This window comes from Chitinophaga solisilvae (genome assembly GCF_009928525.1).
GTDB classification, from domain to species: Bacteria; Bacteroidota; Bacteroidia; order Chitinophagales; family Chitinophagaceae; genus Chitinophaga; species Chitinophaga solisilvae.
Window position 1 is genome coordinate 352,282 of sequence record NZ_JAABOK010000005.1, and the last position, 22,582, is coordinate 374,863.

The 22,582-nt window shown below is 47.0% G+C and carries 15 protein-coding genes and 2 tRNA genes; 14 read left to right on the forward strand and 3 right to left on the reverse strand.

Annotated elements, in window-relative coordinates; all coding sequences use genetic code 11:
* Positions 1–59: 59 nt before the first annotated feature.
* The 8 genes from rpoB to GWG06_RS12475 all read left to right on the forward strand — a co-directional run bounded on the left by rpoB (position 60) and on the right by GWG06_RS12475 (position 14,020).
* Positions 60–3,869 carry a DNA-directed RNA polymerase subunit beta gene (rpoB, locus tag GWG06_RS12440; RefSeq protein ID WP_127042248.1) on the forward strand — a complete coding sequence of 1,270 codons (3,810 nt, stop codon included), beginning with the start codon at positions 60–62 and terminating at the stop codon, positions 3,867–3,869.
* Positions 3,870–3,992: 123 nt separating this feature from the next.
* Entirely contained in the window at positions 3,993–8,288 is a 4,296-nt protein-coding gene (gene rpoC, locus GWG06_RS12445; protein ID WP_127042246.1) for a DNA-directed RNA polymerase subunit beta', read from the forward strand.
* A 264-nt stretch (positions 8,289–8,552) separates the two neighbouring features.
* On the forward strand, positions 8,553–9,248 hold the full coding sequence (locus tag GWG06_RS12450) for a DUF4397 domain-containing protein (protein WP_160713569.1): 696 nt from the start codon (positions 8,553–8,555) through the stop codon (positions 9,246–9,248).
* Positions 9,249–9,500: 252 nt separating this feature from the next.
* On the forward strand, positions 9,501–10,058 hold the full coding sequence (locus GWG06_RS12455) for an OmpH/Skp family outer membrane protein (RefSeq protein ID WP_158631582.1): 558 nt from the start codon (positions 9,501–9,503) through the stop codon (positions 10,056–10,058).
* Positions 10,059–10,149: 91 nt separating this feature from the next.
* Entirely contained in the window at positions 10,150–11,577 is a 1,428-nt protein-coding gene (locus GWG06_RS12460; protein WP_160713571.1) for an APC family permease, read from the forward strand.
* A 607-nt stretch (positions 11,578–12,184) separates the two neighbouring features.
* Positions 12,185–12,790 carry a DUF4254 domain-containing protein gene (locus tag GWG06_RS12465; RefSeq protein WP_160713573.1) on the forward strand — a complete coding sequence of 202 codons (606 nt, stop codon included), beginning with the start codon at positions 12,185–12,187 and terminating at the stop codon, positions 12,788–12,790.
* A gap of 11 nt (positions 12,791–12,801) precedes the next feature.
* Positions 12,802–13,839: a glycosyltransferase family 9 protein gene (locus tag GWG06_RS12470; RefSeq protein WP_202183006.1), complete on the forward strand. Its 1,038-nt coding sequence runs from the start codon at positions 12,802–12,804 to the stop codon at positions 13,837–13,839.
* 110 nt (positions 13,840–13,949) lie between these two features.
* A tRNA-Gln gene (locus GWG06_RS12475) sits at positions 13,950–14,020 on the forward strand.
* Between the two features lie 170 nt (positions 14,021–14,190).
* On the opposite strand, the gene GWG06_RS12480 is transcribed toward GWG06_RS12475, so the two are convergent.
* Positions 14,191–15,099: a DUF6929 family protein gene (locus GWG06_RS12480; RefSeq protein ID WP_160713575.1), complete on the reverse strand. Its 909-nt coding sequence runs from the start codon at positions 15,097–15,099 to the stop codon at positions 14,191–14,193.
* Between the two features lie 62 nt (positions 15,100–15,161).
* Between GWG06_RS12480 and GWG06_RS12485 the strand changes: the two genes are divergently transcribed.
* Positions 15,162–15,554: an acyl-CoA thioesterase gene (locus GWG06_RS12485; protein ID WP_127043257.1), complete on the forward strand. Its 393-nt coding sequence runs from the start codon at positions 15,162–15,164 to the stop codon at positions 15,552–15,554.
* On the opposite strand, the gene GWG06_RS12490 is transcribed toward GWG06_RS12485, so the two are convergent.
* Positions 15,551–15,916, reverse strand: a complete 366-nt coding sequence (locus GWG06_RS12490; protein WP_160713577.1) for a winged helix-turn-helix transcriptional regulator — start codon at positions 15,914–15,916, stop codon at positions 15,551–15,553. The two genes, GWG06_RS12485 and GWG06_RS12490, sit on opposite strands and share 4 nt — an antisense overlap.
* A gap of 94 nt (positions 15,917–16,010) precedes the next feature.
* On the opposite strand from GWG06_RS12490, the gene GWG06_RS12495 reads away from it, so the two are divergent.
* The 4 genes from GWG06_RS12495 to GWG06_RS12510 all read left to right on the forward strand — a co-directional run bounded on the left by GWG06_RS12495 (position 16,011) and on the right by GWG06_RS12510 (position 19,313).
* Positions 16,011–17,174 (forward strand): MFS transporter, encoded by a 1,164-nt coding sequence (locus GWG06_RS12495; protein WP_160713579.1) that lies wholly within the window; start codon positions 16,011–16,013, stop codon positions 17,172–17,174.
* A 16-nt stretch (positions 17,175–17,190) separates the two neighbouring features.
* Positions 17,191–17,676, forward strand: a complete 486-nt coding sequence (locus GWG06_RS12500) for a DUF4126 family protein (RefSeq protein ID WP_160713581.1) — start codon at positions 17,191–17,193, stop codon at positions 17,674–17,676.
* A 56-nt stretch (positions 17,677–17,732) separates the two neighbouring features.
* A tRNA-Gln gene (locus tag GWG06_RS12505) sits at positions 17,733–17,803 on the forward strand.
* Between the two features lie 529 nt (positions 17,804–18,332).
* The gene (locus tag GWG06_RS12510; RefSeq protein WP_160713583.1) at positions 18,333–19,313 is read left to right on the forward strand and encodes a terpene synthase family protein; all 981 of its coding nucleotides are present in this window, start codon (positions 18,333–18,335) and stop codon (positions 19,311–19,313) included.
* A gap of 1 nt (position 19,314) precedes the next feature.
* On the opposite strand, the gene GWG06_RS12515 is transcribed toward GWG06_RS12510, so the two are convergent.
* Complete coding sequence (locus GWG06_RS12515; RefSeq protein ID WP_160713585.1) at positions 19,315–21,075, reverse strand: ATP-binding response regulator; 1,761 nt, start codon at positions 21,073–21,075, stop codon at positions 19,315–19,317.
* 152 nt (positions 21,076–21,227) lie between these two features.
* On the opposite strand from GWG06_RS12515, the gene GWG06_RS12520 reads away from it, so the two are divergent.
* Positions 21,228–22,577, forward strand: coding sequence for an SWIM zinc finger family protein (locus tag GWG06_RS12520; RefSeq protein WP_160713587.1), 1,350 nt, complete (start codon positions 21,228–21,230; stop codon positions 22,575–22,577).
* The last annotated feature ends 5 nt before the right edge of the window (positions 22,578–22,582 follow it).

Genomic DNA, 22,582 nt, shown 5'->3' on the forward strand with positions numbered 1-22,582 from the left:
TGCTAAAGAAATCTTAATTTCCCTAATTCTTACAAGTCATATAACTGCTAACTTCGAATATGTCTCTAAAAAAAGCCCAAACAAGCGAAAGAGTAAATTTTGGAAAGATCAAACAAGTTACTGAGACACCGGATCTGTTGGCTATCCAAATCCAATCTTTCAAGGATTTCTTCCAATTAGAAACCACACCAGACAAGCGAAATAACGAAGGCCTTTTTAAAGTATTTAAAGAGAACTTTCCGATTACAGATACCCGCAATATCTTCAATCTGGAGTTCCTTGATTATTTCGTTGATCCTCCGCGCTATACCATCGAGGAATGTATTGAACGTGGGCTTACCTATTCTGTACCGTTGAAGGCAAAACTCCGCCTCAGCTGTAATGATGAGGAGCATGTGGATTTTCAGACTATCGTGCAGGACGTGTTCTTAGGTAACATTCCTTACATGACCCCAAGAGGTACTTTCGTTATTAATGGTGCTGAACGCGTAGTTGTATCCCAGCTGCACCGTTCTCCTGGTGTATTCTTTGGTCAGTCTGTTCACCCGAACGGAACGAAGATCTACTCTGCAAGGGTAATCCCGTTCAAGGGCGCATGGATGGAGTTTGCTACAGACATCAACAATGTGATGTACGCTTACATTGACCGTAAGAAGAAATTCCCTGTTACCACGCTGTTACGTGCCATCGGCTATGAAACAGACAAGGACATCCTGCAGCTGTTTGGCATGGCAGATGAAGTAAAAGCAGATAAGAAAAGTCTTGACAAATATGCCGGCAAAAAGCTGGCTGCCCGTGTTTTAAGAAGCTGGGTGGAAGACTTTGTGGATGAGGATACCGGTGAGGTGGTAAGTATTGAGCGTAATGAAATTATGCTCGAGCGCGACAGCATTCTGGACGAAGCGAACATCGAGACCATCGTGGATATGGGTCTGAAGAGCGTGTTCGTACAGAAGGAAGAGGTGAGCGGTGATTTCTCCATCATCTACAACACATTAAATAAGGATACATCCAACTCCGAGCTGGAAGCCGTTCAGCACATCTACCGCCAGCTGCGCGGTGCCGATGCGCCGGATGATGAAACAGCAAGGGGTATCATCGATAAATTATTCTTCTCAGATAAACGTTATGACCTCGGCGACGTAGGCCGTTACAAGATCAACAGGAAACTGGGTCTGCCTACTCCGCTGGACATGAAAGTACTGACGAAGGACGACATCATTTCCATCATCAAATACCTGGTACAGCTTACCAACGGTAAAGCAGAGATCGACGATATCGATCACTTGTCCAACCGTCGTGTACGTACTGTGGGCGAGCAGTTATATGCTCAGTTTGGTGTGGGGCTGGCCCGTATGGCCCGTACCATCCGCGAAAGGATGAACGTTCGTGACAACGAGGTATTTACACCGGTAGATCTGATCAACGCCAGGACGCTGTCTTCCGTGATCAACTCCTTCTTCGGTACTTCCCAGTTGTCACAGTTCCTGGATCAGACCAACCCGCTGTCTGAAATCACGCACAAACGCCGTATCTCCGCTCTCGGACCCGGTGGTCTGAGCCGTGAAAGAGCAGGCTTCGAGGTGCGTGACGTTCACTACAGCCACTATGGCCGTCTGTGTACAATCGAAACACCGGAAGGTCCGAACATCGGTCTGATTTCTACCCTCTGCGTACACGCGAAAGTGAATGAAATGGGCTTTATCGAAACGCCTTACCGCAAGGTGAAAGAAGGTAAAGTAGATATGCTGAAAGTGGAGTTCCTGAGCGCTGAGGAAGAAGATTCCGTGAAAATCGCACAGGCGAACGCACCGCTGGATGATAAAGGAAACTTTGTAAACGAAAAAGTAAAATCCCGCGAAACCGGTGACTTCCCGATCCTGGATAAAGGAGATGTGGAATTCATGGACGTAGCACCTAACCAGATCGTAGGGTTGTCGGCCTCTCTGATTCCGTTCCTGGAACATGATGATGCCAACCGTGCGCTGATGGGATCAAACATGCAACGTCAGGCCGTGCCACTGCTGAATCCGGAAGTGCCTATCGTAGGTACGGGTCTGGAAGCCAAAGCAGCGCGCGACTCCCGTCTGCAGATTACCTCAGAAGGGAAAGGTGTGATCGAATTCGTGGATGCGAAAGAAATACATGTACGTTACGAGCGTGATGAACTGCAGAAACTGGTGAGCTTCGAAGATGATCTGGTGATCTATAACCTGACCAAATTCGTTAAAACCAACCAGAGCACCTGTATCAACCTCAGACCTTGCGTGAAGAAAGGTCAGCGCGTAGTGGAAGGCGACTTCTTAACAGAAGGTTACGCTACCCGCGGCGGTGAGCTGGCGCTGGGCCGTAACATGAAAGTGGCGTTCATGCCGTGGAAAGGTTACAACTTTGAGGATGCGATCGTAATCTCTGAGCGTGTGGCACGTGAAGATCTCTTCACCTCTATCCACATCGATGAATACGAACTGGAAGTACGTGATACCAAACTGGGTGAGGAAGAACTGACCCCGGATATTCCGAACGTGAGTGAAGAGGCTACCAAAGACCTCGACCAGAACGGTATTATCCGTGTGGGCGCCCACATTAAAGAAGGCGATATCCTGATCGGTAAAATCACTCCGCGTGGTGAATCTGATCCTTCTCCTGAAGAAAAACTCCTCAGAGCGATCTTCGGTGACAAGGCTTCCGATGCGAAAGACGCTTCCCTGAAAGCGCCTCCATCTACTGAAGGTGTGGTAATCGATAAGAAACTGTTCAGCCGCGCGAAGAAAGATAAGAACTCTAAAACACGTGAGAAGGCAGCTATCGAGAAACTGGAAAAAATCCACCAGAAGAATACAGAAGATCTGCTGGAAGTGCTGATGAGCAAGCTGCAGGTATTACTGAAGGATAAAACCTCTCAGGGTATTACCAATACTTACGGTGAAGTGCTGATCTCCAAGGGTTCCAAGTTCTCTCCGAAGAACCTGGTGAACATTGATTTCATGAACGTAAATCCGCTGGGCTGGACAACAGACGAGGTGGTGAACGATCAGATCAATACCCTGCTGCATAACTATAACATTAAGTTCAACGAAGAACTGGGCCGCTACAAACGTGAGAAGTTCAACATCTCTATCGGTGATGAGCTGCCAGCGGGCGTACTGAAACTGGCGAAGGTTTACCTGGCCAGCAAACGTAAGCTGAAAGTAGGGGATAAAATGGCGGGACGTCACGGTAACAAGGGTATCGTTGCCAAGATCGTGCGTGATGAAGACATGCCGTTCCTGGAAGATGGTACACCACTGGATATCGTACTGAACCCACTCGGGGTACCTTCCCGTATGAACCTTGGTCAGATCTACGAAACCGTACTGGGTTGGGCAGGTCTGAAACTGGGCGTACGCTTTGCTACTCCGATCTTCGACGGTGCTACCACGGAAGAAATAGCCGGCTACATCAACGAGGCAGGATTACCTAGCTTCGGCCATACGCACCTGTATGACGGTGAAACCGGTGACCGTTTCCACCAGAAAGCTACCGTAGGTGTGATCTACATGCTGAAACTGAGCCACATGGTGGATGATAAGATGCACGCCCGTTCTATCGGACCGTACAGTCTCATTACCCAACAGCCGCTGGGTGGTAAAGCCCAGTTCGGTGGTCAGCGTTTTGGTGAGATGGAGGTGTGGGCACTGGAAGCATACGGTGCATCCAACATCCTGCAGGAACTGCTTACTATTAAATCAGATGATATTGTTGGTCGTGCCAAAGCATATGAGTCAATTGTAAAAGGTGACAACATTCCGAAAGCCGGCGTGCCTGAATCCTTCAACGTATTGATCCATGAATTGCGTGGTCTGGGTCTGGATCTGAAGTTTGATTAAAGATATGGAGAACGGCTTTCAGCCTGCAAAGTGCTGAAAGCCGCTTACCCGCTGCTTTAATTATTCCGTAAACATTTTGCCAATAGCTACCCGCTAAAGGCTAACAGCAAAAGCTAACTACAGATGGCTATCAAAAAAGAAAATCGTCCTAAATCAAATTTTAACAGCATTACCATTAGTCTGGCTTCTCCTGATGTAATTCTGGAGCGTTCATACGGTGAAGTGCTGAAACCTGAAACCATCAACTACCGTACTTACAAGCCGGAACGTGATGGTTTATTCTGCGAAAGAATATTCGGACCTGTAAAGGATTACGAATGCTATTGCGGAAAATACAAGCGTATCCGTTACAAGGGTATCGTGTGCGACCGTTGTGGTGTGGAAGTTACAGAGAAGAAGGTACGTCGCGAAAGAATGGGACACATTCGTTTAGTCGTGCCTGTTGTGCATATCTGGTACTTCAAATCTCTGCCAAATAAAATCGGTTACCTGCTGGGTATGTCTTCCAAAAAACTGGAGACTATCATCTACTACGAAAGATATGTAGTGATTCAGGCAGGCGCCAAACAGGAGAAAGGTATGAACTATGGTGACCTGCTCACTGAAGAAGAATACCTGGATATCCTGGATACCCTCCCGAAAGACAATCAGCTGCTGCCGGATGAAGATCCGAACAAGTTCATTGCCAAAATGGGTGCGGAAGCGGTAGAAATGATGCTGGCCCGTATTGATCTGGACAGCCTCTCTTATCAGCTGCGTAACCAGGCTGCTACGGAAACTTCCCAGCAACGTAAAGCGGAAGCGCTGAAACGTCTGAGCGTGGTGGAAGCTTTCCGTGAAGCAAATGGCCGTGTAGAAAACCGTCCTGAGTGGATGGTAATGCAATATATCCCTGTAGTACCGCCTGAACTGCGCCCGCTGGTGCCGTTGGATGGTGGCCGTTTTGCGTCTTCCGACCTGAACGATCTGTACCGCAGGGTGATCATTCGTAACAACCGTCTGAAGCGTCTGATCGAAATTAAAGCGCCTGAGGTGATTCTGCGTAACGAAAAACGTATGCTGCAGGAAGCGGTGGATTCCCTGTTCGACAACTCCCGTAAATCCAATGCGGTGAAAGCGGAAGGTGGTCGTGCCCTGAAATCTCTCTCCGACGTACTGAAAGGTAAACAAGGTCGTTTCCGTCAGAACCTCCTCGGTAAACGTGTGGATTATTCCGGACGTTCTGTAATCGTGGTAGGTCCTGAGCTGAAACTGCATGAGTGCGGTCTGCCGAAAGATATGGCGGCAGAGCTGTTCAAACCGTTTATCATCCGTAAACTGATTGAAAGAGGCATCGTGAAAACCGTGAAATCAGCGAAAAAGCTGGTAGACCGGAAAGAAGCGGTGGTTTGGGATATCCTGGAAAACGTACTGAAAGGTCACCCGGTGATGTTAAACCGTGCTCCGACCCTGCACCGTTTGTCTATCCAGGCCTTCCAGCCTAAACTGGTGGAAGGTAAAGCGATTCAGCTGCACCCGCTCGTGTGTTCTGCGTTCAACGCCGACTTCGATGGTGACCAGATGGCGGTACACGTGCCTTTGAGCAACGCTGCTATTCTGGAAGCCCAGCTGCTGATGTTGTCTTCCCACAACATCCTCAACCCGCAGAACGGTACGCCTATCACCCTGCCTTCACAGGACATGGTTCTCGGTCTGTACTATATCACCAAGGGTAAGAAAACTATGGGTGATGTAGTAGTAAGAGGAGAAGGTAAAGCGTTCTATTCTGCTGAAGAAGTAATTATCGCCTATAATGAAGACCGCGTAGACCTGCACGCTCACATCCGCGTAAAAGCAGATGTAAGAAATGCAGATGGCGAGCTGGAAAGAAAACTGATCGAAACAACTGTAGGCCGCGTACTGTTCAACCAGTTCGTACCGAAAGCTGCCGGTTATGTAAACGCCCTGCTGACCAAGAAATCACTGCGTGAGATCATCGGCGATATCATCAAGGCAACCAATATCCCGGCAACGGCGAAGTTCCTGGACGACATCAAACAATTAGGTTTCCGCATGGCGTTCCGCGGTGGTCTGTCATTCAACATCAATGACCTGATCATTCCGGATGTTAAGCAGGACATGATTGATGGCGCTACCGGTGAAGTAGACGAAGTATGGGATAACTATAACATGGGTCTGATCACCAACAACGAGCGTTACAACCAGATCATCGACATCTGGTCCCGCGTGGATACGAAGGTGACAGAAACCCTGATCCGCGAACTGGCAACCGACAAGCAAGGGTTCAACTCAGTATACATGATGCTGGATTCCGGTGCGCGTGGTTCCAAACAGCAGATCAAACAGCTGGCTGGTATCAGAGGTCTGATGGCCAAGCCGCGTAAGAGTGGTTCTACCGGCTCCGAGATCATCGAAAACCCGGTATTGTCCAACTTTAAAGACGGTCTGAACGTATTGGAATACTTCATCTCCACACACGGTGCCCGTAAAGGTCTTGCGGATACGGCGCTGAAAACGGCGGATGCGGGTTACCTGACCCGTCGTCTGGTAGACGTTGCACAGGATGTGGTTATCAATGAAGAAGATTGCGGCACCCTCCGTGGTATTGCTACTTCAGCATTGAAAGACAATGAGGAAGTAATCGAAACACTGTACGACCGTATCCTCGGACGTACTTCCCTGCACGATGTGTTTGATCCTCATACAGAGGAGCTGCTGGTTGCTGCCGGTGAAGAAATCTCCGAAGATATTGCTCACAGAATTGAAGACAGCGCGATAGAAACCGTAGAAATCCGTTCCGTACTGACCTGCGAAAGCCGTCGTGGTGTGTGCGTGAAATGTTACGGTAAAAACCTGGCAACAGGTTACACTGCACAGAGAGGTGATGCCGTTGGTATCATCGCTGCACAGTCCATCGGTGAGCCTGGTACACAGCTGACACTGCGTACCTTCCACGTGGGTGGTGTGGCTGGTTCTACATCAGTTGAATCCGGCCTGCAGGCTAAGTTTGACGGTACCATTCAGTTCGATGGCTTACGTACTACCACCTACGAAAACAACGAAGGTGAAAAAGTACAGGTGGTTATCGGCCGTACCGGTGAGCTGCGTATCATGGATATCAAGAACGACCGTCTGCTGGTAACCAACAACATTCCTTACGGTTCCACCTTACTGGTGAAAGACGGACAGAAAGTTGTGAAAGGCGACCAGATCTGTACATGGGATCCGTTCAACGCCGTTATCGTGTCTGAAATTCCTGGTGCTATCCGTTTCGACAGTATCATTGAAGGTATCACCTTCCGTGAAGAAGCCGATGAGCAGACAGGTCACCGCGAGAAAGTGGTAATTGAAACCAAAGACAAAAATAAAATCCCGTCTATCTATGTAGATGGTAATAAAGAGGTGAAATCCTACAACTTACCGGTAGGCTCCCACATCGTGATCTCCGAAGGAGACAAGGTGAGAGCTGGTCAGGTAATTGTGAAGATCCCCCGTATTATCGGTAAACTGCGAGATATCACGGGTGGTCTGCCACGTGTAACCGAGCTGTTTGAAGCCCGTAACCCAAGCAACCCTGCTATCGTTTCTGAAATTGATGGTGTGGTAGCATTTGGTAACATCAAACGTGGTAACCGCGAAATCATCATCGAAAGCCGCGAAGGTCAGATCAAGAAATACCTGGTGCCATTGACACGTCACATCCTCGTACAGGACGGCGACTTCGTGAAGGCAGGTACTTCCCTCTCCGACGGTTCTACTACTCCTGCAGACATCCTGGCTATTAAAGGTCCGTTTGCCGTACAGGAATACCTGGTAAATGAAATCCAGGAAGTATACCGCTTACAGGGTGTGAAGATCAACGACAAGCATATCGAGGTGATTGTACGTCAGATGATGCGTAAAGTGAACATCGAAGATCCGGGAGATACCCGCTTCCTCGAAGGCGATACCGAAGACAGGTTCGACTTCTTCGAAGAGAATGATAACATCTTCGATAAGAAGGTAGTAACTGAAGCAGGTGAATCCACCGCTCTGAAAGCCGGTCAGATAGTGACGCTGCGTCAGGTGCGTGAAGAAAACTCCCTGCTGCGCCGTGCAGACAAAAAGCTGGTAGAATTCCGCGATGCACAGCCGGCTACTTCCAGCCCGCTCCTGCAGGGTATCACCAAAGCGTCTCTGGGTACACGCAGCTGGATCTCAGCCGCATCCTTCCAGGAAACTACGAAAGTACTGTCACAGGCAGCTATCAACGGTAAAATCGATGATATGATGGGTCTGAAAGAGAACGTGATCACAGGTCACCTGATCCCTGCCGGTACCGGTTTACGTGAATTCGAAAACATGATCGTAGGCTCTAAGGAAGAATACGATATCCTGGCTTCTTCCAAAGAAGTATTCCAGTTCGACGAAGAAGAATAATTGACGTCTTGCCAGATAAAAACAAAAAGCGCTGCCTTTCAGGCGGCGCTTTTTGTTTTTATCTGGCAAGACAATTATGAATGATAAATTACGAATTACGAATTGCGAATTACGAATGTAGAAGCGAAGAACTAAACGAAGATTAAAGGTGATAAGTATTAAGTATCGCCTTTAATCTTCGTTTAGTTCTTCGCTTCTACATTCGTAATTCGCAATTCGTAATTCGTAATTCTTTACATTTGGTTTTTGTAAAAGAAGACATTCATGAAAAAACTGCTTATCATAGCATTTGTATTACTGGCCGGAGTGGTGGCGTGTAAGAAGGACAGTGACAATTCCATTCCGGTAACACAGTCCAACTTTATGTTTTTTAATGGCGTAAAGGGGTTCAGGGCCAATATAAGACTGGATAGTACTATTGAATTTGCCGATGGGCTAGCATTCGGGGAGGCTACTCCTTACCGGCAATACCGGGCACAGATGTATAATATTATGATTATTAATGCAGACAGGCTGGTGGATACTATTCGTGCAGGGCAGATCAATCTGCGGAACAACCGTTATTATTCCGCTTACCTGGCATATGATACGGCCATGAAGGCCTTTTTCCTGGGACTTACAGAAGATGATCTGTCGCCGGTGCCGGATAAGCAGGCAAAAGTGAGGGTAATAAACCTCAGCCAGACCGCCAAATTCAACGGATCGCCGTTGTCATATGATCTTTATTCAGATACTTTCCCTGTTTTCAGGGGAGTGCCTTATAAAGCGCTGACGGGATTTACGACACTGAATGCAGAAGATACGACCTATAAATTCAGGTTTGTGCGGACAGACTCCACCAAAATTGAACTGCAGCAATATTCCTTCAAACCGCAGGCCGGGCGGGTGTATACGCTTGTAACCACCGGCAGTGCAAAGGATGCAGCCGCCTGGAAGGTTTTCCCGCTGTCACATAATTAATAACGTCGAAGGTTATACGATACAGGTTCCGGGCAGCGGCAGAAATTGCCAGGATCCGGCACTGCTTTTCCGCCATACGTTAAAACGCAGATAAAAATAGGTGCCGGCAATTTGAAAATCCGGTAAAAGCCTTATTTTAGCCCTTCTAATTAAAAAAACGTATTAAAAGTAGTAAACCTACCTATCAACATGCGCACTCGTAAACAATTTGTGTCACAAGGATTATTAGCGGCATTAGCAGCCGGTTTATTTATGGCTTGCTCCGGAAACAAAGGTGGCAGCAATGCTCCGGCAACCACTCCCGCAGCAGGTTCCAATGCCCCTGCAGCAGCTTCTTTCAAAATTGCTTACGTAGACCTGGATTCACTGGAAGCGCATTTTGAATATTTCAAGGAGAAAAAATCCCAGCTGGAACAGAAACAGCAGGTAATGGACAATCAGCTGAAAGGTAAAGCCCGCGCTTTACAGAGCGAGTATCAGGATTTGCAGCGTAAGGCTTCTACACTGACACAGGAACAGGGTGAAGCGGCACAACGCAGCCTGATGGCCAAACAGCAGCAGCTGGAACAGGAAGCGCAGAATATGCGTGCTGAGTATACCACTGCTGAAACCAAATTCAACGAAGAGTTACAGAAAAGACTGGACGACTTCCTGAAAACGTACAATGCAGATAAACGTTTCGCTTATATTTTCTCTTACCGCACCGGCGTAAGCAACATCCTCTACAGAGATCCTGCGTATGATGTTACCGCTGATGTTATCAAGGGAATGAATGAGTTAGGCGCCGGCGCTGCCACCCCGGCAAAATAAGCCGCTCATAACAGGCAAACAATGAAAATTTTGTCTACCTTATAGTCCCGGTTCCTCCCCGAAGAGAACCGGGATTTTTTAATTTACCCATATGGATATCAACCAAACTAAATCATTTAAGCCAACTTTAGGTTTACTGGATGCCACGATGATTGTGGCCGGCTCCATGATAGGCTCCGGAATTTTTATTGTAACCGCTGAAATAGCCCGCAGTGTGGGCGGCGCAGGCTGGGTAACCGCTATGTGGGTGCTGGCCGGCGTTGTTACCCTGATAGCTGCACTGAGCTACGGCGAGTTATCAGGTATGTTCCCCAAAGCAGGCGGGCAATATGTTTACCTGCGTGAAGCCTACAACCCCTTTATCGCATTCCTGTTCGGCTGGACCCAGTTCGGCGTCATCCAGACAGGCACCATCGCTGCTGTGGCCGTGGCTTTTGCCAAATTTACGGCCTATCTGATTCCTTCCTTCAGTGAAAAAAACATCCTCCTGGACCTGGGAAGTTTTCAGATTTCATCCGCACAGATAGTGGCTATCATCTCTATCATTCTCCTGACCTACATCAATACCCGCGGGGTAAAGCACGGAAAGGTGATACAGACGGTATTTACGATGGCCAAATTATTGTCGCTGTTCGGACTGATTATTTTTGGTCTGCTGATGGGCGCTAACCGTGAAATATGGGAGGCTAACTGGCAGGATCCCTGGAATCACTTCTCCCTGGAGATGGTGAACGGGGCAGTGGTCACCAAGGCATTGTCCGGCCTGGCCTTCTTTGGCGCTATCGCTGTATCCATGAAAGGCTCCCTGTTTTCCAGTGATGCCTGGAATAACGTCACCTTTATTGCAGCGGAAATCAAGAATCCGGCTAAGAACATCGGACGTTCCCTGTTCCTGGGTACCCTGATTGTTACCATTATATATGTGAGCTGCAACCTGATGTACCTGGCCGTGCTGCCGCTGCATGATATTGCCTTTGCCGCCAACGACCGTGTAGGCGTGGCTGCAGCAGAGAAAATATTCGGCAATATCGGCTCCTTCATTATCGCTGTGATGATTATGATCTCCACCTTTGGCTGTAATAACGGACTGATACTATCCGGCGCCCGTATTTACTATACCATGGCGGAAGACAAACTGTTCTTCAAACGTGCAGGAGAACTGAATAAAAACAGCGTACCCGCCTACGGTTTGTGGATCCAGTGCGCCTGGGCATCCCTGCTGTGCCTGACTGGCCGCTATAATGACCTGCTGGCCCTGGTGATCTTCGGGGTGCTGATTTTTTATGTGCTGACCATCCTCGGTATATTCATTCTCCGCAGTAAGCGCCCGGATATTGAGCGGCCTTACAAAGCCATCGGATACCCCGTGCTTCCGCTGGTATATGTGCTGGTTGCACTCTCACTCGCTGCGCTCCTGCTGATATTCGAAACCAGCTATACCTTGCCTGGACTGGGTATCATCCTGCTGGGCATCCCCCTGTACTTTATAGCGATGCGGAATAAAGGAAAGGCTGCCTAAAGCTAAATCGGACAAGGAAAAGTATAAAATCACACGAACGTTGTATGAAAAAAGGTGCCCACTGCTAATATTACTGCAGTGGGCACCTTTAATTTGCATAAACAAACGAACACGTGCAGCGAGAACCGGATACCCCTAATCGTTAAAGTTTGCAGAAAACCCTTTAGAGTAAAATTAAAACCAGGATTTGCCAACATAACTGGAGACACAACGTGTATGAATGGAAAACGAAGGACGGACGCGTATACCGGATTGTTAAGAATATTTGTTGGATGTTATTTATGGACCCTCAAACTAATTTTTTTATACCATTAGAGTATATAAATCTACATCTGAAAAAAAATTACCAGCATCATAAAAATATTAATTGCCAACTTGATGATGTTCTGACAGACATCATTTATAGAGTATTAAAAAAATCAGGCGATAAAAGGTATCTCAACCCCAGGATAACCATTAAAAGCCTACACGATTTGCATTCTCGAACATTCACATGACAATCTTTTACAACAAGCGTATGGTTTCAACCGTGCGCTTCTTTTTTTTATGCAGTACCCTGCAAAGAAATATCCGTAATCTGTAATTTGTATTTCTTTATTTTTGCGAGATGTTAACAGCGATTTCCAACAAAATATTCAACCAGAGTATACTGGACTATCACCAGTATAATGATGTGCATCAGGCCATCAGCAATCCATTTGAGAAGAGCAGTATAGAGCATCTGCTGTACATGAAAAACTGGATAGATACGGTGCAGTGGCACCTGGAAGATATTATCCGCGATCCTAAAATAGATCCGGTTACCGCATTGGATATCAAACGCTGGATTGACCGCTCCAACCAGGAACGTACGGACGTGGTGGAGTATATTGACAGCTATTTCCTGGAGAAGTACCAGGAGGTAAAACCCGCAGCAGATGCCGTGATCAACACAGAAAGTCCGGCATGGGCAATCGATCGTCTCTCTATCCTGGCACTGAAAATTTATCATATGCAGGAAGAGGCTACGCGTGCGGATGCTACCGCAGAACACCGCGCTGCCTGTCAGCGTAAGCTGGATATTCTGCTGGAGCAGCGTACAGATCTGAGCACGGCTATAGAAACATTGCTGGAAGATATTGCTGCCGGCAGAAAATATATGAAAGTATACAAGCAGATGAAGATGTATAACGATCCTTCACTGAATCCTGTATTGTACAAAGGGGAAAAATAAACTGCATTCCTTTGGATAGCACTAAAACTATACTGGTCACACGTTTTTCCGCACTCGGAGATGCAGCTATGACTATTCCTGTCATGAAACAGGTGCTGGAAGACAATCCCGGCGTCTCTATTGTTTTTGTTTCCAACAAAAACTGGGGTGCGCTGTGTGCAGGTATTCCGCGGCTTACATTTTTCCCGGCCGACGTGAAAGGCGCGCACAAAGGTATTCCGGGGCTTTACCGGTTGTTCCGCAGCATCCGTTCCGAACATAGGATAGATGCTGTGGCAGATCTGCACAACGTATTGCGCTCAAAGGTAGTGCGTACATTTTTCAGGCTTGCCGGCAAGCCGGTGGCGGCCATCGACAAGGGGCGCGCAGCAAAAAAAGCGCTTACGCGTCAGGAGAATAAGGTGCTGCAGCCGCTGACTACTACCATAGAGCGGTATGCTATCGTATTCCGGCAACTGGGATTGCGCTGCGATATGGGACATAAACCCGTATTTCAGCCCCGTGAGTTGTCTGCCGGAGCATTGGCACTCCTCGGCCCGAAAAACGGCGAAAAATGGCTGGGAATAGCTCCTTTTGCCACCTATCGGGAAAAGATGTATCCCCTGGAGAAGATGGAAGTGGTATTAGCTGTACTGGCAGCAGAAAAGGGGAGCCGCCTGTTATTATTCGGCGGAGGCCAGGAAGAAACGGCAAAGCTGACCAGTCTGGCTACACGTATTCCGCAGGCGGTGGTAATAGCCGGCAGGTTTTCGCTTGCAGAAGAGCTGGCCATCATCAGTCAGCTGGATGTAATGGTCAGTATGGATTCTGCCAATATGCACCTGGCATCGTTATTCGGTGTGCCGGTGATTTCCGTATGGGGCGCCACGCATCCGTTTGCCGGATTCATGGGCTATGCGCAGCCGGCGGACAATGCCGTACAGATTACAGATCTGGCGTGCAGGCCCTGCTCTGTATTCGGGAATAAGCCCTGTTTCAGAGGGGATCATGCCTGTATGGAATGGCTGAAACCAACACAAATAGCAGAAAAGGTAATGCGTGCAGTCTGACGAAATCCTTTACTGCAGGCTGTTTACATGAATATTTAAAAAATATTGCAAGTTTTTTTTGCAGAAATAAAAAAAGTTATACTTTTGCCATCCCAAACAACAAAGGGAATTGCCCAATAGTATAAGGGTAGTACATCAGATTTTGGTTCTGAGTGTCTTGGTTCGAATCCAGGTTGGGCAACTACTTAAACGCCGCAAGCAATTGCGGCGTTCTTATTTTCAGCCGTTTTCATTTCTATATTGAATCAATGCTGTTGACACTTTTTCTTCGTTTTTCTTCCGGCGATGGCAGACAGCTGTACAACAAAAATATTTGCTGTTGAAAAGATCCTGCTGTAACGATCACACTATTTACGCTAACTGCATTCTCACCCTGAACACACTCGTATCCCCGCAATCGTTATCAGCCACCAGGTGCAGCAGCAGTGCATCTCCCTCATCTTTTCCCACACATACTCCTTCTATTTTCTGCTGATGAAAAATGGTATCTATATCAGACAGGTTAATGATACCATCGGTTTGTACTGTTGGTGCGGTTATTTTTTTACTGGCTTCAGTGATCCATGCCAGATAGCTGTCGCCGATGCTGCCGTCATCTGTAGTGTTCATTGTTTCTTCGCTGGAAAGTGTGAGCAGCAGCAGGTCGCGGGCAGTTACGTAGCATAATTCCGATACGCCGGCAAAGGACATGTTGTTGCTGGATAGCAGCAGGGTAGCGACAGACATTTCCGGTGATACCGTCTGCGGACCGAAATATCCGCGGGTCAGCAACAGCTGGTTTACCGGGTGTGCGTGGTTGCCGCGGTTGGCAAATACCAGCTGGTCGCCGATAACGGTGGCGCCTTCGATGTTCAGGGTGTGCACCTGTTGTGCCTGCAGGTCGCGGAAGAAACTATCAGGGTAGGGAATGGACGAAAATTTATGATAGTCCGGAGTTGTACCGGCTGCAGACAATACGATGCTGATGACGCGTTTGCGGTTATCTGTGGAAGCAGAGCCGAATGCCAGCAGGTGGGTATTTTCTCCGGAAGTTATGATAACAGCGGTTTCCAGGTCTGTCTTCTCTGTTTTGGCGATCCTTTTCTCCGGGTATTCAAACAGGGAAATTTTTCCTATCTGCTGATATTGTTCGTCCAGCACGCAGATGTAGTTGGCATCATCGCCGGCAATATACAGTCTGCCATCATGGAAGTTGATAGAAGAGCCTGACGGGAAATCAGGCAGCGTCAGGGTTTGCAGGATGTTTACGGTAACTTTCATATACACTAAAGATACTTAAATCAACAAATACCCTAGCTTTACATGTATAAAAGGGGAATGCAATGAATTTTTATACGCGTAAATGGGTGAAACCCGAAGATCTGAATGCACACGGTACGTTGTTCGGCGGTAGTCTGCTGCGCTGGATTGATGAGGAAGCAGCTATCTACTCTATTATCCAGTTGGGCACCAATCGTTGTGTAACCAAATTTATGTCAGAGATAAATTTCATCAATTCTGCCCGGCAGGGAGATATTGTTGAACTGGGTATCAAGGCGGTGAATTTCGGCAGAACTTCGCTGACGCTTACCTGCCAGGTGAGAAACAAGATCACGCAGAAGACAATACTAACGATTGATAAGATGGTATTTGTGAGTGTGGATGAAAGCGGTGCGCCGGTACCACATGGCAAAACTGCCATCACGTATACGGATGAACGCCTGAGAGAAGATTAGTTGCCGGTGGTCTGCAATTCCCTGTGGGCCGCGCCCCAGCAGCAAAGCTGTTCCCAGATGGGTATCAGCTTCTCCGAGATGGGCGTGAGTGTATACCCTACGCAGGGAGGTACGCCTGCATATACGCTGCGTGTTATTAACCCGTCTTTCTCCAGTTCCTTCAGCTGCAGTGCCAGCATACGTTCTGAGATATGAGGCAATTCTTTTCTGAGAATGCTGTAACGTAACCCTCCTGCCCTTAATTTTTCGAGGATCAATATTTTCCATCTGCCGCTGATCAGATCCAGTGCATAATGCAGGTGGCTGCCATTCAGTATTTCCCGGTTGAAACTATTGGTGGACGTATCTTTTCTTCTGGCCATACTTACATTTTTGTTAGTATCCTACAATAGGATGTCATCGCAGCAGCAAATATACTTAGTCTCTACTTTTGCATCAGTACAATTGACAAGTATTATGAAAAGACTGGCGTATATCGGGTGTCTGGGCCTGATCGGCATTATTACAACAGAGTTTGGCATCATTGGTATTTTGCCGCAGGTAGCGGCGCATTATAAGATCAGTATTGATATGGCAGGCATGCTGCTCAGCGCCTTTGCGCTGGTGATTGCATTTACAGGGCCGCTGCTGACATTGCTGGCATCAGGATTTGAGCGGCGCCGGGTGATGGCGCTGAGTATGTTTCTGTTTTTTGTGAGCTGTATCTTTTCCGCGATGGCGCCTCCGTTCTGGCTGCTGGTAATACTGAGGATACTGCCTGCCTTCCTGCAGCCGGTATATATTTCATCGGCGATTGCTGCTGCGGTCAAGGCTGCGGATAAGAAGGATGAGCATAAGATGATGGCGATTATCCTGGGAGGTATCAGCATTGCCACGGTAACCACAGTGCCGTTGTCTACCTGGCTGGCATCGGTGCTTAGCTGGCAGAGCGCTTTTGTGATGCAGGCAGCAGTAAGTTTACTGGCGCTGGTGAGCATCTGGTGGTTGCCGGAGATGCCGGCAGGAGAGAAGAAATCGTATGGTGCGCAGCTGGGCATACTTACGCGTCCGGATTTTTTAATGACGGCGTTGATTGCTTTCCTGATGATATCTGCGTGGTTCAGTTCCTACAGTTATTTCGCGGATTATCTGGGAAAGGTGAAGCATATGAACGAAGCGACGGTGAGTAAAATGATGCTGCTATTCGGTATCACAGGCGTTGTGGGTAACTGGGTAGCGGGTAAGATACTGGGCCGGAGCCTGGCTGTTACTACAGCGATATTCCTGGTGGGCACCCTGTTGATACCGGTGTTGCTGAACTATTCCGGCGGAGATACTATCCTTACGGTAACGGTGATTGCCTTGTGGGGGTTCCTGTATGCGCCCTGTTTCCTGACGGCTACCGCTACCATGATTTCAGGGGCGCCGGATGCACTGGCATTTGCCAACAGCCTGGCTATCTCTTTCGGTAACCTGGGTGTATCTGTGGGCACTGCCGTGAGCGGTATGGTGATTGCTTCCCAGAGTGTGGCTGTAGCGCCATGGGTAGGCATGTTATTCGGGGCAGCGGCATTGCTGGCTATCCTGCTGCGGAGCGTGCTGCAGGCGCGGTGGGCAAAAGCAGCCTGCGTGGCACAATGATTGTGACCGGAGGAGTATGAAAAAAGCTATTCTTCCAACATTATTACGGGTACTTGGTCTGGGAGTGGTTTCAGGTATGCGTAGCGCTATGGGACCGGCTTTTGCCAGTCAGTATGTTAACCGCCATCCTTTCCCGTCATTGAAGCGAAGCCCGCTGATGTTTATGCAGCAGGAAAAGGTGATGCGCGGACTGCAGACGGTAGCTGCCGGTGAACTGGTGGTAGACAAGGTGCCAGGTATAGGCGACCGTATAGCCCCATCTGGGCTTGCGGGCAGGGCTATCGCAGGCGGACTGGCCGGGGCTACGGTATACGAAGCCAAAGGCGGGCAGGCATGGAAAGGTGCGTTGATAGGCGCTGCGGCAGCCGTTGCGGCCACCTATGCTTTTTTCTATCTGCGGAAATATGCACGGAATAAACTGGATGTAAAGGATAGTTTTGTTGGTGGCGTAGAAGATGCTATTGCCGTAGGAATTGCTGCCGGCGCTACTTCCGGGCGATGATGAAAACGGATTTGTTTGTTTTGAAAAAAGGGCTACATTTGCATCCCACTTAACGGTGCCTAATAGTATAAGGGTAGTACATCAGATTTTGGTTCTGACTGTCTTGGTTCGAATCCAGGTTGGGCAACAAACGGCAGATGCTGATAGGATACAGGCCGCTACAGATAACACTGTAGCGGCTTTTTTTATTTCTATTTGTTTATGCGCCGATAATTCTTCACCTTGCAGCATATAACCAACTTAAAGATACCTGGCTGATGTTTTGCCAAACACGAAGGCCAATGAATATTGATAGCGATAGCAACATCTTCCCAAGTAGTATTATCAGACCTGCTCCTCTTTAAAAGTTAAACGCCATGAAGTGAGTTGTTATGCCCAGCTTGCCGTGCGCCTGTTTTCACTGCGATAGTAATGCATTAATATGACCTGCCGTTACTGAATAATTTTCAGTGCGGTTAAATATTGTTCCTGGTTACTTTCCTGTGATTACTCCTGATATGGCAGCCCTGCCGGGCGGGAATGCGTATTGTTCTTCAGATAAAATTTTCTTCGAAAAGTATATGCTGGGAGATCCTGAATACCCTGGTCATAGATTGTATATGAATGTTATGCCACTAACTCAATTATTGCTTTTTTAATCTTTAAACGTTTAACTTATGGAACAAACATTTGATGTTACTGCCTTGCAGTACCCTTTCCCTTTTGCTACCAACCCCTATGCAGCTGCGACAGAAAGTAAAATCGGCGGATGGATAGAGGCGTATTATGGTTTTTTACCGGAGAAGGTAAAGAAAAAGTATATGCATACAGGTGTGGGACTGGCGGCAGGATGTATGTTTCCCCGCGCCAATGCTGAACAATTAACGGCTATATGCCGTTTTTTTTTGTGGGCATTCATCGTTGACGACAGCTTTGAATATGCTATGGTAGAAGAAATCCGGCAGATACGCGGGAATGCTTTACCAATTATGAGGGGGCATCAGGCAAAATCTGCAGCAGCGCTGTATCAGCAATTACCATTGCTTAGAAGAGAACTGTTATCTTTTTCTTCTGAAGCCTGGATAAATCGTTTTTGTAATAGCCTTGATAGCTATTTTGATGGTGTCGAGATGGAGATTCCATATCGTGTGAATATGAAGTATCCTGACTTTGAAACATTTTATGCTATCAGAGAAAGAGCTGTAAATGTTGAACCGCTGGTAAATCTGGCAGAAGCAATAACAGGGACAATTATTCCCGGGGCAATCCTTGCACATCCAACATTACAGCAGCTTTCGCAGCTAACCTGCCGGATTTTATCCTGGTGTAATGATTTGTTTAGTGCTCATCTTGAAAAGGGAAATGATGTACTTAACCTGGTATTAATGATAGAACATGTGCAAAATTGCACGTTGGATGAAGCATACAGAAAGGCATTAAGTATTCATGATGGTGATGTAGCCTCTTTTTGTGCTCTCAGGACCAATCTGCCAGACTGTGGGCTATATCAGGAGGCAGTTGTGGATTATGTTGAAAACCTCGCTTTGATGATACATGGCTATCTGCACTGGACCCTTATCTATACACAGCGGTATAGATCTAATGGGCATCCATCCCGTGAATTAAAGGAGGATCATATGAAAACAGCGCAGTTATAAATTATAGTATAACCCGACTGAGGGCACGATGCAATGCCTGAAATTCAACAGGCTTGGCAACAAAATCAGTAGCTCCTGCTTTTAGCATTTCATCACGGGACTCAGCAAAACTGTCCGCTGATGTTATGATAACAGGAATATCTCTGAGATGAACATCCTGACGGATGTTTTTCAATGTTTCTCTGCCATCCATTACAGGCATTTGTGTATCCAAAAGTATAAAGTCCGGTCTTTCACTCCTGGCTTTGATTAACCCCTCTTCTCCATTAACAGCTTCAAATAACTGGCACCCGGCTGCTTTAAAATATTTGTTTAAAACCATTCTCGACATGCTGTCATCTTCGATTACCAATACCTTTTTGTCTTTCAGACTTTTCAGCAATTGGGGTGGCTGCTTGGTTTTTTCAAGTGATACATTACTGAACATGTTAGAGAAGCGAACAGTAAAAGTACTGCCTTTCCCCATCTGGCTATCCACTTCGAGGGAGCCATTTAACAAAATGGTCAACTGACGGGAAATGTATAGACCTAAACCCGTTCCTTCTATAAAACCATTACCACCGGAGACAAACGGATCAAAAATCACCTGCTGCTGTTCCGTACTTATTCCTTTTCCCTCATCATTAATACTGATTACAAGATCTTTTTCCTTTCTCCATACATTAATCGTAACATTACCTCCTTTAGGAGAAAATTTAATAGCGTTGGAAAGAAGATTAGTAATAATCTGTGTGATTTTTATCTTGTCTGTATTGATTTTCTCCGGAAGGTTATGTTCATCAAAGTTCAATACCAGCGTTACTTTTTGCGATTGTGCCAGATAATGATGCATCTGTATGAGTTCATGAAGCCAGTTACTCAAAGAAAAGGGTATCAGATGAATGTTTTCTTTTTGTCCTGATTCAATGCGGCTTAATTCAAGCACATTATTCACAATGTTCTTAGCAAAAATCCCGGAGGAATTCAGATCGTTCACTAACTCTGCAATCTCATGTAATTCAGGATTTTTTTCTGAAAGCGCGGCAATCTTGGTTTCCAGTAATTGTGCTATTCCCAGTATAGCATTTAAGGGCGTTCTGATTTCATGATTGGTTTCACGGAGATAAACTCTTTTTGACTGATTCGCTTGTTTTAGTTTTATCACAAGATCTTCCAGTGATTCAGAATAGCTTTTCAGTTTATCGTACCATAATTTTCTGTCTTTTACGTAATAAACAATAACAATCGCATTAAAAGAAAGAAAACAAGCCAGTGCTACCCAACGTAGGAAGAACTGATTAGCTGCAGATAAATCATAGGGAGTAAATAACTTATTATAGAAATTCAGTTCCATGAAAAACAGCGATACAATGGTAACACTGATCCCCATTATTCTCTCGCCGGGTGTTGTATAAACCAGTAAGGTTAAGCAGAAGAGAAATACACACATTAAAGCCAGATTAATATTCTGGCCAAGAATCGTATCAAAATAGATAGCCGTAATACAAAAGATTACCAATACACCAATTCTCGCTGTTTTATAGAAATGTTTGTGGTTGAAATACACCAATAATAAAAAACTGATACCCTCCAGGTTGGCAGGGATCAGAATACCAAGAAAATGAGTCAGGCTATATAATAATGTTCCTATACCAATTGCCAGGCAGCCGGTAAATAAACTTAGTGTATTGATTATTCTGACATTCTTTTTTTCTTCATCGGGTAAATTTTCAGCGCCTGCATTTATCAGTTTATTTACAGTTTTTTTCAGCACCTGGAACATATCAGTTGTAGGTTTTCGGATCAATATCGCAGCCGTAGCCATTATGATGAGGGTTGCGTTGGTTTCTCTTTTCGCTAATTTATTTAATTTACAGGTAATTTGTGTGTTACTTTAGTTAAATGTAACGGTTTTACAGTTAATTAACCCTTCCCATGTCTGATATTATTACATATCATTATAATATCCCTTCTGTACTTCAGGCCGGCGGATCTTCCGGCAGCCTGCGGCTATCCGGATTCAACGAAACAGCCGGTACGGAGATGCCTGTGTTCTTCGATGGAAAACTGCAGCAGCCCTATGTTACAGCCCGATGCCTGATCGCCCTGTCCAATGTAGTGAAAGCCGGTTTTTCCCTGTCAACAGCCATGGCGGCTATGGTTAAGGATCCTATCATCACTGCGGGAAATAATAAACTGCGCTTCGAAGGATTCTCTCTGTGCGCAGGCGTTTACGCGCGCGTGGATCTGCTGCCGGGATCTCATGCCGGCGATTTCCCTGCCAGCGGTACCGTTAATGTGGATTTCAATCAGCCTATGATCAATGCGCTTGGCGCAGTAGGCAGAAATACGAAACTGCAGCTGCAGGTGGGTAACCGTCATGTCAGTATGCAAAGCAGCGCTTCCGGAAAAGTGACGGAGAAAAAAGTACCGCTGCCGGTGAAATGGCTGAAAGGATTAACATCTGTACAGCTGCTGATGGCGGGAACAGAGCAGGCGCTCCTGTTTAATAAGATGCAGTTGCTGCAGCTGTTTCATGGTATTCCATCCGGGCAGGTGAAAACAGATTATTATCTTTTTATGCGTGGCGGCAGGCCGCAGCTCACGCCGGTGAAAATGCCCGGCGCTGTTTGTATCGGTGGTATTCACCGGCTTAAACTGCTGGAACCTTTACTGCCACTGGCTGATGAACTAAGGGTATATGCGCGGGAAGATATGCAGTGTACGGTGTGGCAGCTGCATTTTGGCCCGGTGCGTTTTAGTCTTGCCCTCTCACGTGAGGCATGGCGTGGCTTTTCTGGTGAAGGTGCAGCACTGGAATCGCTGATTGCCGACATCCCTGATTCATGGATTACCCGTTTTGATCAGCGCAGCTATGAGAACCAGGAGTTCAATATTACGCTGCGTGCGGTAAAAGAACAGATTTCTTTTCAGCAGATCGATAACCTTACGGCCCGCCTCGCAGCTATGGGACTGCTGGGATATGATACGGCCGATAACACCTGGTTCTACCGCCGTCTGCCTTTCCGCCTGAGCCGCTTACTGAGCCTGAATCCCCGCATGAAAGGCGCGGAGCAGCTGCTCACCACCGGCGGCGTTACTATCATCGCTAAAGATAAGGTGCGCATGGAAGCGCGTGTAGCCGGTACCGTGGTAACGCATACGGTTATACTGGAATCCGGAAAAGACAAATGCACCTGTACCTGGTTCTCCCGGAACCAGGGGGAGCGGGGCGATTGTAAACATATTCTCGCTGTAAAGAAAAAATTATCCGGTGATATTTAATATTT